10 protein-coding genes are annotated in these 14,349 nt (G+C 44.9%); 7 read left to right on the forward strand and 3 right to left on the reverse strand.

Annotated features, from left to right (window positions below; genetic code table 11):
• Nucleotides 1-61 precede the first annotated feature (61 nt).
• Nucleotides 62-814, reverse strand: coding sequence for an MBL fold metallo-hydrolase (locus tag NSS94_RS06085; RefSeq protein ID WP_165144548.1), 753 nt, complete (start codon nucleotides 812-814; stop codon nucleotides 62-64).
• A gap of 159 nt (nucleotides 815-973) precedes the next feature.
• On the opposite strand from NSS94_RS06085, the gene NSS94_RS06090 reads away from it, so the two are divergent.
• Complete coding sequence (locus tag NSS94_RS06090; protein ID WP_165144551.1) at nucleotides 974-1,399, forward strand: Lrp/AsnC family transcriptional regulator; 426 nt, start codon at nucleotides 974-976, stop codon at nucleotides 1,397-1,399.
• Nucleotides 1,400-1,648: 249 nt separating this feature from the next.
• Here the strand turns inward: NSS94_RS06090 and NSS94_RS06095 are convergent, their stop codons facing one another.
• Nucleotides 1,649-2,125 (reverse strand): GNAT family N-acetyltransferase, encoded by a 477-nt coding sequence (locus tag NSS94_RS06095; protein ID WP_341038945.1) that lies wholly within the window; start codon nucleotides 2,123-2,125, stop codon nucleotides 1,649-1,651.
• Nucleotides 2,126-2,258: 133 nt separating this feature from the next.
• On the opposite strand from NSS94_RS06095, the gene NSS94_RS06100 reads away from it, so the two are divergent.
• On the forward strand, nucleotides 2,259-3,173 hold the full coding sequence (locus NSS94_RS06100; RefSeq protein ID WP_341038947.1) for an EcsC family protein: 915 nt from the start codon (nucleotides 2,259-2,261) through the stop codon (nucleotides 3,171-3,173).
• Nucleotides 3,174-3,274: 101 nt separating this feature from the next.
• Here NSS94_RS06100 and NSS94_RS06105 read toward each other — a convergent pair whose 3' ends face one another.
• Nucleotides 3,275-4,543, reverse strand: a complete 1,269-nt coding sequence (locus tag NSS94_RS06105) for an MFS transporter (RefSeq protein ID WP_029516140.1) — start codon at nucleotides 4,541-4,543, stop codon at nucleotides 3,275-3,277.
• A gap of 356 nt (nucleotides 4,544-4,899) precedes the next feature.
• Between NSS94_RS06105 and NSS94_RS06110 the strand changes: the two genes are divergently transcribed.
• The 5 genes from NSS94_RS06110 to NSS94_RS06130 all read left to right on the forward strand — a co-directional run bounded on the left by NSS94_RS06110 (nucleotide 4,900) and on the right by NSS94_RS06130 (nucleotide 14,213).
• Nucleotides 4,900-6,891 (forward strand): copper amine oxidase N-terminal domain-containing protein, encoded by a 1,992-nt coding sequence (locus NSS94_RS06110; RefSeq protein WP_341038948.1) that lies wholly within the window; start codon nucleotides 4,900-4,902, stop codon nucleotides 6,889-6,891.
• A gap of 209 nt (nucleotides 6,892-7,100) precedes the next feature.
• Nucleotides 7,101-8,870: an acid phosphatase gene (locus NSS94_RS06115; RefSeq protein WP_341038950.1), complete on the forward strand. Its 1,770-nt coding sequence runs from the start codon at nucleotides 7,101-7,103 to the stop codon at nucleotides 8,868-8,870.
• Between the two features lie 290 nt (nucleotides 8,871-9,160).
• Nucleotides 9,161-10,567 carry a sucrose-specific PTS transporter subunit IIBC gene (locus tag NSS94_RS06120; protein WP_069011536.1) on the forward strand — a complete coding sequence of 469 codons (1,407 nt, stop codon included), beginning with the start codon at nucleotides 9,161-9,163 and terminating at the stop codon, nucleotides 10,565-10,567.
• An 18-nt stretch (nucleotides 10,568-10,585) separates the two neighbouring features.
• Nucleotides 10,586-12,841, forward strand: coding sequence for a beta-glucosidase BglX (bglX, locus tag NSS94_RS06125; RefSeq protein WP_341038952.1), 2,256 nt, complete (start codon nucleotides 10,586-10,588; stop codon nucleotides 12,839-12,841).
• Nucleotides 12,834-14,213, forward strand: a complete 1,380-nt coding sequence (locus tag NSS94_RS06130) for a glycoside hydrolase family 32 protein (protein WP_341038954.1) — start codon at nucleotides 12,834-12,836, stop codon at nucleotides 14,211-14,213. The genes bglX and NSS94_RS06130 overlap by 8 nt, the downstream gene beginning before the upstream one ends.
• Nucleotides 14,214-14,349: the final 136 nt, after the last annotated feature.

Raw genomic sequence — 14,349 nt, forward strand, 5'->3', positions numbered from 1 at the left:
TATACGTTTTGAAATCCAATATATTCAAAATAGGCGCAAACGGTGACTCAGGACGATTGCCTTACTCCGAAACCGTCGCTCCATCTGCCGGAATATGGACGCGCCCCTTTAAACCTTCACGGTTGATATGTTCCGTAAGCTCTGAGCGAGTTAGTAGACAATGATTGATTGCTTCCATGTGGACAGCCACGATTTGTGTATAAGGGGCATGTTGTGCTACCGCCGTTACATCTTGGGCAGTCATAATAATGGGATCACCTACCGTAAACCGTGCTCCTCCAGCGTTCACAATTGTCCAGTCAGGACGGTATTTATCCAGAGTTTCCGCGACTTCACTGCACCAGATCGTATCCCCGGCCAAATAGACGACAGGTTCACCTGGTGCCTGAAAAACAAAGCCGGATACGGGTCCCATCTGCTCCCCGATTTCTCCGGTGCCGTGATGCCCGGTTGTACGGATAATCTCAATTTCTCCCACAGAACCAGCCAACGGAATCGGGGTAACCTGTGTAAAACCATCAGCAGTGATTTGTTCTTCATTTCCGGGCTGGCAGAAGACAGGAATTTGTTTGTCCAACCAGCGTACTGCTGCCGGGTCCCAATGATCGGGATGTAAATGTGTGACGATGACAACGTCAGGCTGTCCGAGTGCCTGCCATTGTGGCGGCAAGGGAACCAGCGGATTACGGCGGGCATTTTCCGTATTGGGGACCGGCGGATTTGCGCCAGCATCGCTCAACATCGGATCGATCAGAAATTTTATTCCAGCGTATTCCAGCCATAAGGTTGCGTTACGGATTAGTGTGATTTTCATATATGAAAGCTCCTTTGTGATGAATGTTATTTTTGACCAAGTGTATTTTCGGTAGTTCATTGTTTCTGTTACAATCATATCTGACGCAAGGAGCTACAGGCTACGGTTTGCTGAAAGGAAAATCAGCATTATCGTTTCATCATGAAAGGAAAAATAACTATGGAACTATTCGCACCTGATGACACCGATCTGCGCATTCTTCATCATTTAATTGAAGACAGCTCTTTATCGCACAAGGAGATCGGCCAGCTTGTTCATTTGACAGGCCAAGCCGTAGGGGCGCGTGTTCGAAGAATGCAGGATGCGGGCATTATCGAAGGCTATACGCTGCGCTGGAACCCTGAAAAAATTGGACAGACGATTCATGCCTTTATTACGGTTTTTTTGAATTCAGGAACGACTCACAGTGCTTTCCAAGCTTTTGCACGGGAGCATCCCTATATTGTTGAAATCCACCGGGTGAGTGGGGAGGGCTGTTATTGGATGCGGGTGCGCATGTCCTCACAAACAGAGTTAAATACCATGCTGGATGAGCTTACGAAGTTTGGTAATTACAAATTGAGTTTTTCCATTGGTGAGATTTAACGATAAAAGCTTTCGGCGTTTGTGCCGAAAGCTTTTCTATTTGGGCGAGGGCTATCGAGGTCAACTTATAGTGTGTGTTCAAAAAGTCGGCTTTTCAGGACCGAGAAGGTTGGATGAAGCTAGGGACAGAGTAGCGGAGCGTAGAGAGATCTACGTGAGCAACGGAAGGCCCGGCTGAATTCAAGATTCGACGTCGAATCCGCTTCTTGAATAGCTTCGTTATGGAAAGACGACTTTTTGAACAACCTCTTATAGGCTCATTTTAAAAATATGCTGCAAGCCGTGTTGTCCCATTTTAGTGTCACCTTCATCTATAAAGCCGCATTTGCGATACAGACTTTGGGCAGACAGATTACGGGCATTGACGCCCAGCACAATCTCGCGAATATGTGGGAAGTGTCTGGCGATGAACTGTGGTAGTAGAAGCAACCCCTTTTTGGCGAATCCTTGCCCCTGATCTGCGTAATGAATAGAGAACGCGCGTAGCAGCAGTGCCTCAGAAGTATTCGTATAGTCCGCTAATTCATCCCCATCGTATAAAATGAAAAATCCAACGGGTCTTCTAGTAGCCGTAATCACGACAGGATGGCGGTGCGGATCTTCCTTGGCCAGTATGAGCATTTCATCCGGCATTCCAGTAAACTGCTTCTGCTCCTCAGGTAAGTAGAAGGTATGTAAAATGGCATCATGCCCACAATGGTAAGGGACAAGATCTACATTATTCATCATTACACTCCGATCTGTACGAATTTTTAACTGACTATATCATCTCGTTTGCTAAAAAAAGAAACCTGAACTCGCCTTGCTTACGTATTACCCATACATAAACTAGCATAGTCAAAAGGAGACGTCTACGCTTATGAAGCAGCTTACAAAATATCGGGAAAGCCAGGACGTATTGCGTCATGAGTTGAAGAATATTGAAAAATGGGAGAAGGAACAGAAGGACATTTTTTTCTGGGAAAAAATCGGCAGATGGCCTTTTATGTTGCTGGATCGGCTGACGCCCAAAATCATTAAAGACAAGCTGGAGCAACTGCTTAACGAGCTGGGCAGCTTCATTCAGAACGGCGGCAAATATTTGGTGAAGGAAGAAACGGTTCTGAACAGGCTGAAAAAGACGGCCTATGAACATGTCATTCAGCAAAATGGTGCAGATTCCGCTTCGGATACGCAGGACCTGCCTCGTGCCGGGGAAAACGTTGATTCAGAACATAGTGTCGAACCTATGTGGGAGTTGAAGCAGGCGGCTGAGCTCCCGCTAACCATCATGAATCGGACTGCCGACGATATGACATCGGCTCGCATTACCTTTGCCACCGCTCAGGGAGCAACAACGGGGATTGGCGGTGTGTTTACGATTGCGGCGGATATTCCTCTTTTGCTCGGCTTGTCGCTCAAAGTGCTTCAGGAAATAGCCTTGTGCTATGGCTTTGATCCCCATGATAAGCAGGAACGCATTTTTATTATTAAATGTATGCAATTTGCTTCATCCGATATTGTGGGGAAGAAGGCCGTATTAGAGGAGCTGGCTTTGTTCGATGATCCTTCACGTCAGGCACAGGTTTTTTCCCAGATGCAGGGATGGAGAGAGGTCATTAACACCTATCGTGATCAGTTTGGATGGAAAAAGCTGCTTCAAATGGTCCCGATTGCGGGCATATTGTTCGGGTCTATCGCGAATCGAAGTGCTATTAGTGATGTAGCTGAAGCAGGGAAAATGCTGTATCGGAAGCGTCGGATTTTGATGCGTTTGGCAGAAGTAGAGAACTGATTGCAACTTAGGTATAAACGGGGGAATTTTTTTCGTGAGGAAACACGTGAGTTGGCTATAAAGGTGTGCAGCGGCCAGGATGGCCGCCACACGTTTGTCTGTTACACTTCGGCTCCATTTTCTTCCGCCCAGCGGTTCAGAGTTTTATCTGTAGGAAGCAGGAAGGTTAAGATGCCGAGCAGTGGCAAAAAGCCGCACAGGAACATGATGTGGGTGATGCCTACTTTGTCGATCCAGTTGCCGAGTACGAGTGCGCCTACACCGCCAAGGCCAAAAGCCAGACCTGTAATGAGACCGGACACGGTCCCGATTTTACCAGGCACGAGCATCTGCGCATATACGACTGTGACCGAAAAGCTAGATAGCATAATAAATCCGATAATCGCCAGCAGGATTGCCGTCCAGAATTGGTTAGCATAAGGTAGTGCCAGCGCGAGTGGTGCAGCTAATACCATGGACAGAAAAATCATATTGCGTTTACCAAAACGGTCCGCGAGCGGACCGCCAAAGAAGGTGCCCAGCGCTCCAGCTCCGAGGAACAGGAAAATGTAAAGCTGTGCATCAGCCAATGGCATTTTAAATACTTCCATCAGGTAAAACGAATAGTAGCTTCCGACCGAGGTCGAGTACCACGAACGGACGAATACCAGTAGAATGAGGACAATCATGGCAAACATAACGCGGTTACGCACTTCGGGCTTCATGCGGCGTGCCACCGCTTTTTTGCGTGCAATGCCTTCTGTACGTAGGACGTTACCGTACCAGCGTGCGATGAACGATTGCACCACAATTCCCGCTGCCGCAATACCTGTGAACCAGATCGCACCAAATTGTCCCAACGGGATAAAAATCCAGCTCGTGAGCATCGGCGCCAGCGATTGGCCCGCATTACCGCCAACTTGAAAAATGGATTGTGCCAATCCCCGACGCGGCCCGGCCGCCATATGGGATACGCGCGAGCCTTCAGGGTGAAAGGCAGCCGAGCCCAGACCCACAAAGATGACTGCGATCAGCACCGCTTTATAATCGGCAGCATAGGCGAGCAACAGCATGCCAGTCAGCGTAAAGCCCATGCCGATGGGAAGGATAGCGGGCGTAGGCCGTTTGTCCGAAAACAAGCCAATCACAGGCTGCATGATTGAAGCTGTAAAATTGATCGCGAATGAAATCCAGCCGATCTGCGTGTAGTTCAGGCTCATAGATTCCTTTAAGATCGGAAAGATCGCTGGAATGACCGATTGAATCGAGTCATTGAACAGATGGACGAAACTGATCGCAATCAGAATCGCAAAAACGGTGCCTTTCACTTGCGGCCCTGGGAGGGGGAGCGATTGGCCCGTTTCATTTTTTGTAGCGGATTTACTAGTCATGGCAACCTCCGAATATGTATGTATATTTTAAGATATAGGAAGCGATCCGTTTGCAGCAAATGGCTGAAAGTGGGATGAAGGCCACCTTTACTCATTACTGCTTGCCCATCCTGCTGGATACTCTTCATTGCTCCATTTAGTTAGAATTTCTAAAATGGCATATCGAAATTCAAACATTTACCATCCTCAAAACCGATATATATGTGAGTATTTTGTATCAATCCCAAAAAGGCTTTCAAATCAGTAATATAGAGATCGAAGCGATCTAGTTCGTTTATATATTGTATTTTTGAGCGTTGGGAATGGAATTATGCAAGTTACTGATATGGAAATAGAGATAGAAAAGGGGAATCACGATGAGAAAAGCAGGGATGATTTTGCTGGCAGTATCCGTGGTATGTGGAGCGGTGGTGGGAACTACGTTAAACACTGGAGAAACAGCAGTAGCGGCAAATGTAACGACGAACAACACTTGGAAAAATGCTAAAATTATAGACGTGATCGACCGGAATAACTACATACTGGATGATGGTTCTTTATGGAGAAAGAGTATAGATGGCCCGGCTATTGAGAAATTGAATTTGAAGGGCATTACAGGCAGCAAAGACAAGAGTCAAGGTTATTATGGCTGGACTGAGGACGGGAAGGTAGCCATCTGGGATGATAACTCCGACCCAAAAGTGACGGCCCAATCTTCAGGAGTAAAGGAGATTACCGGAGAGGGTCTGGCTATTAAAACCGATGGGACGATCTCCTGGGGAAGAGAACAGGTCGAGGGAATATCGGATGCTATAGACGGTGATAAGGTAAGTACCTACTTTACGGTTCTTACTCGATCCGGTGATGTATGGTATTCCACAGGGTACGCAGAATCTAAGCCCCGCAAGATAGGTCATGTAGATGGTGCGCTTGATATCAAAATGAGTACGGCGTATGCTGCAATACTTAAGGAAGATGGTCATGTCACGATGCTGGATATGCTGACCAATGAACCGCCACGTGAAGTGGGAAGTGATATTACTTCGATATTGTGGAAAAAAGGTACACATGTCTTGATTACTGTACATCGCGACGGGACGGTATGGAGCTATGATCGGCTGAAAAAATATCCTGCGGTGCAACTTAGCGGGTTATCTAATGTTGCAAGGTTGGTTGATTCGCCTGACGAACTTTTTGCACAATTAAAGGATGGCTCTTGGGTCGGCTATAAGGACGGAACCACGACTGCGCTAAGTTTGCCTACATTAACGGGTATGTCCTTGTTGACGACCTCCAAAGAGGCTGCCATCGGCGATACGATTCAATTAAATGTACAAGAGACGTATTCGAACGGTTATCGACTAACACGTCATCCCGAAGCTAGTGAGATTGAAGTGGAGAAACCACAGGTTGCCGAGCTACAGCAGAATGGTTCCGGTACACTCAAAGTAAGGGGCATTGGCAGCACAGCCGTATCTCTGCGGAACGAAGGTATACCCTCTTCTTTTACACTAAAGGTATCGTCTGACCAAACCTTGACCGGGGCGGCTATACTAAACGGCAGTGTGTATTTGCCTGTGCAGTCTGTGTTCAAGACGCTGGGTGGATCTGTTACCGTGGCAAACCAGGCATTTACGATCAAGCTGGGTAAAAACAATATCGTACTCCAAAAAGGGAGTTCCACCGCGATAGTGAATGGTAAACCTGTTGCACTGAAGGGCAAGGTTCAAACGGTTAACGGACAGGTTGTATTCCCGGGAACATTACTGACCGATCTGAAGTTGGGCGGATTCAAATGGAATCGTGACCGTCAGCAAGGCGAATTATCTGTGGGCGCTACCAAGCTGGTCATTGAGACGCCGGAAACGGCTAAAATTATCAAAGCCATTGATCTGGGTAGTCTGTCCAAATTAATTGGCAAAACCTATTGGGTCAATAACTTCTATAACGCTGGAGAGCGATTTGGCAAGGTAACAGTTAAAGACATCGAAGTCAGCACAGACCCGAACGGTGTTAAATCTTACGAAGTTATTTTCCAGGGGGCTAATGGCGAAACTTATGACACGTTTTCCATTATCGGAGCTTCACGCATTCCACAAATGCTGTCTGATTCCGATCAATTTCTAACTTACGATCCGTACAAGAAATACCAATGGTCGCAAGCCATCTGGAACAAGATTAAAAATAACGAGGTAAGCTTGGGCATGAATACGACGCAGGTGCAGTTCGCATGGGGAAGCCCAACAGTCAGAGAAAAGGGGGCTGCTTCAAACGGAACTCAAGTCGAAGCCTGGGTATACGGCAATCGTAGTCTTTATTTCAAGGCAGTAGCTTTCGTAAATGGCAAAGTCATAGAAGTATGGCTGTAGGGTAGCTGATTTTCTATAACGGTTTGAAAGAGGTATCTCCAGATTCGTATATACGAATCTTGGGATGCCTTTTTTTCATTTAACAAAACTAAGCTCTTGATTTAACAAACTTAAGATATGATTCTTTATGTCATACATCTTGTTATATAGATAATGGCTCCGTAGAGAAAGTATGAAGAGCACAAGAGAAGAGAGGATCTGATTTAAGAATGAAATCGCTAAGGAAACCATTATCAGTTGCATTACTATCTTTACCCTTACTTCTAGGTTCCCTGGGTGGAAGTTATGCGAGTGCAGCAACCCTACCAACAGCGGTAACTCCAACAGAACCGTCGTGGGGATATTTCGTAGATCATTATAAAAATAATAGTTCTGCAAATAAGACGGAAAGCTCTAATCCGACTCTCGGGTTGCTCTCCGAATTTAATAAGCTTTGGACTCCCGGCGCTACCTGGGATACAGGTACCAAGCTAAACAGCAGCGTGCTGGACGCCAATATTCAAAAAGTGATTGATATCGCTGCCCGTCGCACTTCCAGTGAGGCCGATGCGGCTTATTTGGATGATCGCAGAAACCAGAGCTACAGTGTGATCGACGGGCTGGGTTCGCTCACTGATGTATATCGTAAGAATGCAGGTGCCACGACAACAATCAACGACATTCCGGCAGATGCCCTGACTAAGAAATACGAAGATGAGGGAACGAATGCTGGGAGTACAAGCTCCAATCTCGGCAACATCGTAAATCTGGTAAATACCTTGCGTGGAGAATACTCTACGACGAACCCGGCTAAGTCTTATTTTAGCTATCCTCGCCCGTTTCGCTGGAGCGATAACTCTGTAGTTGTTCCGAGCCTTATTCCCGCTCTCAAAGCTGATGCTACTAGCGATGGCGGCTTTCCTAGCGGTCATACCAATGCTGCGTATCTCAGTTCTATTGCTATGGCCTACGCCGTGCCGGAGCGTTATCAAGAACTGCTGACGCGAGCTTCGGAGCTGGGCAATAACCGTGTTGTTGCCGGTATGCATTCCCCGCTTGATGTTATGGGAGGGCGTGTCATGGCAACAGCGATGGCTGCTGCTATCCTGTCTGATCCAGCCAATAGCAGTTTGAAGAAAGCCGCTTATCAGGATGCTCGCAAACAACTGCTGTCTCAAAAAGGTACAGCTCCAGATCGGTTCAGCAATTATGCCACAAACAAAAAAAATTATAATCAACGATTAACATACGGATTCAGTCAGGTTAATCCAACCGCGACGCCTATGATAGTGCCTAAGGGAGCTGAGGTACTATTGGAGACACGCTTGCCTTACCTGGATAGCACACAACGTCGTTGGGTTTTGGCTACCACGGGAATTCCTTCCGGATATCCTGTACTTGATGATGCTGAGGGATGGGGACGATTGAACTTGTTTTCCGCTGCGGATGGCTACGGTGCTTTCGCCAATAATGTGACGGTGAATATGGACGCTTCCAAAGGTGGTTTCAATGCATTGGATCGCTGGCGCAATAATATATCTGGTGTTGGAAAGCTGACTAAAAAGGGAACAGGTACGTTGAAACTAATGGGCAACAATACGTATTCCGGCGGTACACAGATCGACCAAGGTACTTTGGAGGGAACTTCGGACACGGCTTTCGGAAGTGGCGGAATTACGAATTACGGGGGAACTCTTCTTAAAAATGCTTCTGGGAAGCTGATTATTGGCGGAAATTACAGACAATCTGCCAAGGGAACACTTGAGCTTAACCTACGCACTAAAAATGATGTGCTCAAAATAAAGGGAACAGCCATACTCAACGGAAAATTACGCCTGAACTTTTCTAACAAATATGTGCCGGCTAATGGTGCTACGATCTTAACTTATGCTAAACGAAATGGAGCATTTTCTTCCATTGAAACGGTAGGTTTACCAAGCAATTATAAAGTGAAGGTTATCTATACAGCTGACAGTGCTCAGTTGAAAGTCACTAAGTAAAACGTAAGTAACTCTCTATACAACAATTGAAGTGCACCTTTAAAATACATGGGAATAAACCAGAAGGTTATTCCATTGTGTATTCTAGGGGTGCACTTTATTGTTTCATCAGGCACCAGTTGCTAGTATGCATTTATAATCAAGGATATAAAAAGGTCAAAATTTGACCTTAATGTAGTAAAATAATCCCGCTGTTTGAAAGCGCAGTCATGATATTCTTAAGAAGCATATTTGATCAACGTTTTAATGATTCAGACTAACTAAGAGGAACAGAGGAAAGGAAGAGACTGATGAGTCTTGAAAAAGAATACGTTAAAATAGCCCAAGATGTCATTAAAGGGCTTGGCGGAGAAGACAATATTATTTCCATGGCACATTGTGCCACACGGCTGAGGCTGATTGTAAAAGATAGAGAAATTATTGATGATGAATTTATTGAGAATATTGATAAGGCCAAGGGCGTTTTCTTTACCTCTGGGCAATATCAAATTATTTTTGGAACCGGTACTGTAAATAAAGTATACGATGCCATGGTTGGCCAAAGCATATCTGCTACATCAAAGGCTGATTTGAAAGAGATGGCCTCCACTCAAGGTGATAATCGGTTCAAAAGAATGATCCGTGTTTTTGGGGATGTATTTGTTCCGATTATGCCTGCATTGGTAGCTACAGGATTATTCATGGGAGTTAGAGGCTTAGTAACTCAGCCTGCACTGCTCCAGTTATTTGGACTTACACCTGATCATATTTCTGCGAATTTCATATTGTTTACGCAAATATTGACCGATACGGCTTTTGCATTTTTACCCGTGTTGGTATGTTGGTCGGCCTTCCGGGTGTTTGGTGGATCACCACTATTGGGGATATTGATTGGATTAATGTTAGTAAGTCCTTCGTTGCCTACATCTTGGGATGTCGCTCAAAAAGTTCAGGAACCACTAGTATTTTTCGGATTCATTAAAATTGCAGGCTATCAGGGCTCGGTTTTGCCTGCCTTCATAATAGGTGTCGTGGGGGCGATGCTAGAGAAAAAAATCAGGAAATCAGTCCCGGATGCATTGGACTTAATTCTAACACCATTTTTGACATTATTAATCACACTGGTACTGGGATTGTTCGTGATCGGTCCCATTTTTCACGAGGTGGAAACTTTAATATTAATGGGTGTTACCGCCATTTTAAAATTACCATACGGCATCGGCGGATTTATTTACGGTGGCATCAATCAGATTATTGTAGTTACCGGACTGCACCATGCCTTAAACCTGATTGAAATACAGATGTTAGTAGGCAATGGTTGGAATATGGTGAACCCGATCAGTTCAGCGTCGATTTGCGCACAAGCGGGTGCTGCATTGGCTGTTGGTCTAAAATCTAAAAATGTAAAAACCAAATCCATTGCGTATCCTTCTACCTTGTCTGCGTTATTGGGTATTACAGAACCCGCTATCTTTGGGGTGAACATTCGATATGGCAAACCGTTCTTGATGGGCTTGATTGGCGGAGCGGTTGGCGGTTTCTTCGCACGTATATTTAATGTTCAAGCAACGGGCATGTCAATCACAGCCCTACCGGGAATGTTATTGTACCTGAACAATCAGATATTCATATATATCTTAGTTTGTGTAATCGGCTTTGCTGTGGCATTTGCACTAACGTGGATCTTTGGATTTAAAGAAAAAATAGATCACAAATAAAATGATGTGGGGAGAATCATGGACAACAACACACTGCTTAAAAAATTGGACAGCCTTTCAATAGAAGAGAAAATAGGCCAGCTCATCCAACTGACCGGTGATTTTTTTGAAGGGGATATAGACACTGTTGTGACGGGTCCTTTAAAAAAATTAGGGTTAAACGCCGGCTACAATATATATAACACGGGCTCCATATTGAACATCACTAATCCAGAAAAAATTATCCAACTGCAAACGGATTATTTGGAAAAATCGATTCATAAAATTCCGCTGCTGTTCATGGCAGATATTATCTATGGGTATCGAACCATCTTCCCGATTCCGATTGCACAAGCATGTAGTTGGAATTATGAGAGTATAGAACATGCAGGTTCGATTGCTGCCCAGGAATGTTATGACGAAGGTGTGCACGTGACCTTTTCCCCCATGGTAGATATCGTTAGAGATCCTCGTTGGGGGCGGGTGATGGAATCGCCTGGAGAGGATACTTTGCTAGCGAAAAAATATGCTGAAAGCATGGTTCAGGGGATCCAGGGGAGAAACTTGGAAGGAATCATACCAACGAATAAAATTGCCGCTTGCGTCAAACATTTTGCCGCTTATGGGGCACCTGTCGCTGGACGTGAGTATAACGCCGTGGATATGTCGGAGCACACGCTGCGAGAATATTATTTGCCAGGATATCAAGCTGCAATCGAGGCGGGGGCAAAGCTTGTTATGACGGCCTTTAATACCCTGAATGGCGTTCCTGCAACAGGAAACGAGTGGCTTAACCGCGACGTGCTAAGACGAGAGATGAATTTTAATGGTGTGTTGATCTCGGATTACGCCGCTATAGAAGAACTGATCATGCACGGTTATGCCGAAGATGAGGCTTCCGCCGCAAGGCTGGCATTGTTGGCTGGTGTTGATGTGGATATGAAGACAGCAGTATACGCCAATCAATTGGAGAAAGTAGTATCTGATAACGAGCATATGCTGGGGCTGTTGAATGAAGCGGTATACCGTATTCTAAAGCTGAAAAATGATTTGGGGCTGTTTGAGGACCCGTTCCGCGGATTACAGGAAACCGTTCAGCGGTCGAGAAACAGCATTCTGTCAGATGAACATAAAAAAGCCGCGCTGTCCTTGGCTGAAGAATCCGTCGTCTTGCTGAAAAATGAGAATCAACTGCTGCCATTGTCTAAACATACCAAAGTAGCTTTAATCGGTCCTTACGCAGATGAAAACTCCACCCTGGGTATGTGGGCCATTAAGGGGGATGAGGCGGATACCGTCAATTTGAAAATGGGATTATTAAAGCATGTTGATCCCGACAATCTCTCGGTTTGCAAAGGGGCGCACATGCTTCCTGCTAATGCAAGAGAAGCCCTTGGCAAATATGCGGACAAGCTGGCTGCTGAAACAGTCGATGAGGAGGCCCTGCTGCGCGAAGCAATCCGAAATGCTAACGAAGCGGATGTCATTGTCCTCGCCTTGGGAGAAAGTATTTATCAGAGCGGAGAAGGGGGATCACGAACGAACCCGACGCTTCCTAAGCCGCAAATGAAACTACTCCATGAATTAAGTTTACTGGGCAAAAAGACGGTTCTGATCGTTTATAGCGGAAGACCTTTGATTCTTACCGAAGTAGCCGGAAAAGTGGACGCTATTGTTCAAGCCTGGTATCCAGGAACGATGGGCGGAGAAGCACTGGCCAATATACTGTATGGGGAAGTCAATCCATCGGGGAAATTAGCCATGACCTTTCCACGGAGCGTGGGACAAATTCCGATGTCCTACAATGAGTTGAATACAGGCAGACCGAATTTAAAGGAAAATGGCTCTTATCGGTTTGCATCCCGATATATAGATGAAGTGAATGAACCCTTGTATCCATTTGGCTATGGCAAATCCTATACCTCATTTGAATACAGCCTATTAACAATTAGCCAAAAAGAAATGAAGAAAAATGAGTCAGTTGATATCCGTATTTCTGTTACCAACACTGGAATTTATGATGGAAAGGAAACGATCCAATTATACATTCGCGATAAATTTGCAAGTATTGCAAGGCCAGTGAAAGAATTAAAAGACTTTAAAAAAGTTTTTTTGCAAAGTGGCGAGACCCAAAATGTTGAATTTTCAATTCATGAAGAGATGCTTAAATTTTATGATCGTGAAATGCAATACAAAAGTGAACCCGGTGAATTTGATGTTTATATCGGGTCAAGCTCGCAGGAAATTTTGCTGAGTTTTAGTTTTGTTTTTTTACCGGAGGATGAGCATGAATAAAAGCGACGCGTATAACCTGAAATATCATATTACCCCTCCTTACGGTTTGCTCAATGATCCTAATGGACTTGCTTATTTCAATCATCAATATCATGTGTTTTATCAGTGGAATCCAAAAGGAACTGAGCATAAAAATAAATGCTGGGGCCATGTTGTTTCCAGCGATCTGGTGCACTGGCAAAGGAAAAGTGTCGCGCTGGAGCCTTCGGAATGGTATGACAAGGATGGCATTTATTCGGGCGGGGGCATTGTTCATAATGAAAAGCTGTATCTGTTTTACACAGGAAATGTAATCCGAGATGATGGAGTAAAAGAAAGCTATCAATGCGCCGCGATTTCGGAGGATGGAGAGTATTTTCAAAAAATCGGCCCTTTGTTTGAGCATCCCCAAGGTTACACTAGGCATGTTCGAGATCCGAAAGTATGGAGAGACCAACACGGGAACTGGTGGTTGATTATTGGCGCCCAAAGAGAAGATTTGACTGGAGATACACTTATCTACAAATCTAAAAATTTGTCCGATTGGGAATGCCAAGGATCATTTGTTGATCATGACCACCAATTTGGATATATGTGGGAATGTCCGGACGTACTTCATTTTGCCGAAAATGATGTTTTTGTTTTCTCTCCTCAGGGTTTACCGGAGAGAGGCGAATATTATAAAAATCCTAATCAATCGGGATATATGGTTGGCAAATTATCGAATACAGGCAAATTCAACGGGGACCTTTCCGATTTTAAAGAGCTTGATCGAGGATTTGATTTTTACGCTCCACAATCATTCAAAGTTAATGACAGAACCATTATGTTCGGATGGATGAGCGCCATGAATGAGGAAGCGGAGAGGGCTGTCCCGACCATTCAGGAGGGCTGGATTCATGCATTAACACTTCCTAGAGAAGTTGTGCTGATGAACGGTGTGTTGTACCAGAAACCATTGCCGGAATTACAATTGTTAAGACTGGATGGCATGCATTACAAAGGGGAAATTCAAAGTAGTAGTGAGTGGGTGCTGCCTTCTACACAAGCGGAGCTAATTGTTGATTTTTCCTTACTGACAGAAAATTTTAAAATGATCATAAGGGATGCTGTGCAAATTGACTATGATCAGGAACAAAACAGTCTGACCGTTTGGAGAACAAACTGGTTGACTGGCGAGAGAGAGTACAGAAGAGCAACATTAAATAATAAGCTTGCAGAAATGCAAATATTCATTGAAAGCTCAAGCCTGGAGATCTTTGTGAATGAGGGTGAAGAAGTGTTTTCCCTGCGTTATTTCATAGAAGATGCAGACCAAAGCAATGTATTACTTGAGGCAGGAGACAATGTAGGAGAAGTTAGAATGTATCAGTTGCAGGAATGTGTAGGGTAACATTTTTTTGCTTGCCGAGTTGCAAGCAGGTTAAGGAAGGCTGTTCATTATCCCGTTTGCGGGAAGAACTGCCTTCTTTTTTATTTTTGGTCCGTTGAATAGATTCTGCTTGTCCGAGCATTTTACTATCGGTATA

Source organism: Paenibacillus sp. FSL L8-0644 (genome assembly GCF_038008165.1).
GTDB classification, from domain to species: domain Bacteria; phylum Bacillota; class Bacilli; order Paenibacillales; family Paenibacillaceae; genus Paenibacillus; species Paenibacillus polymyxa_D.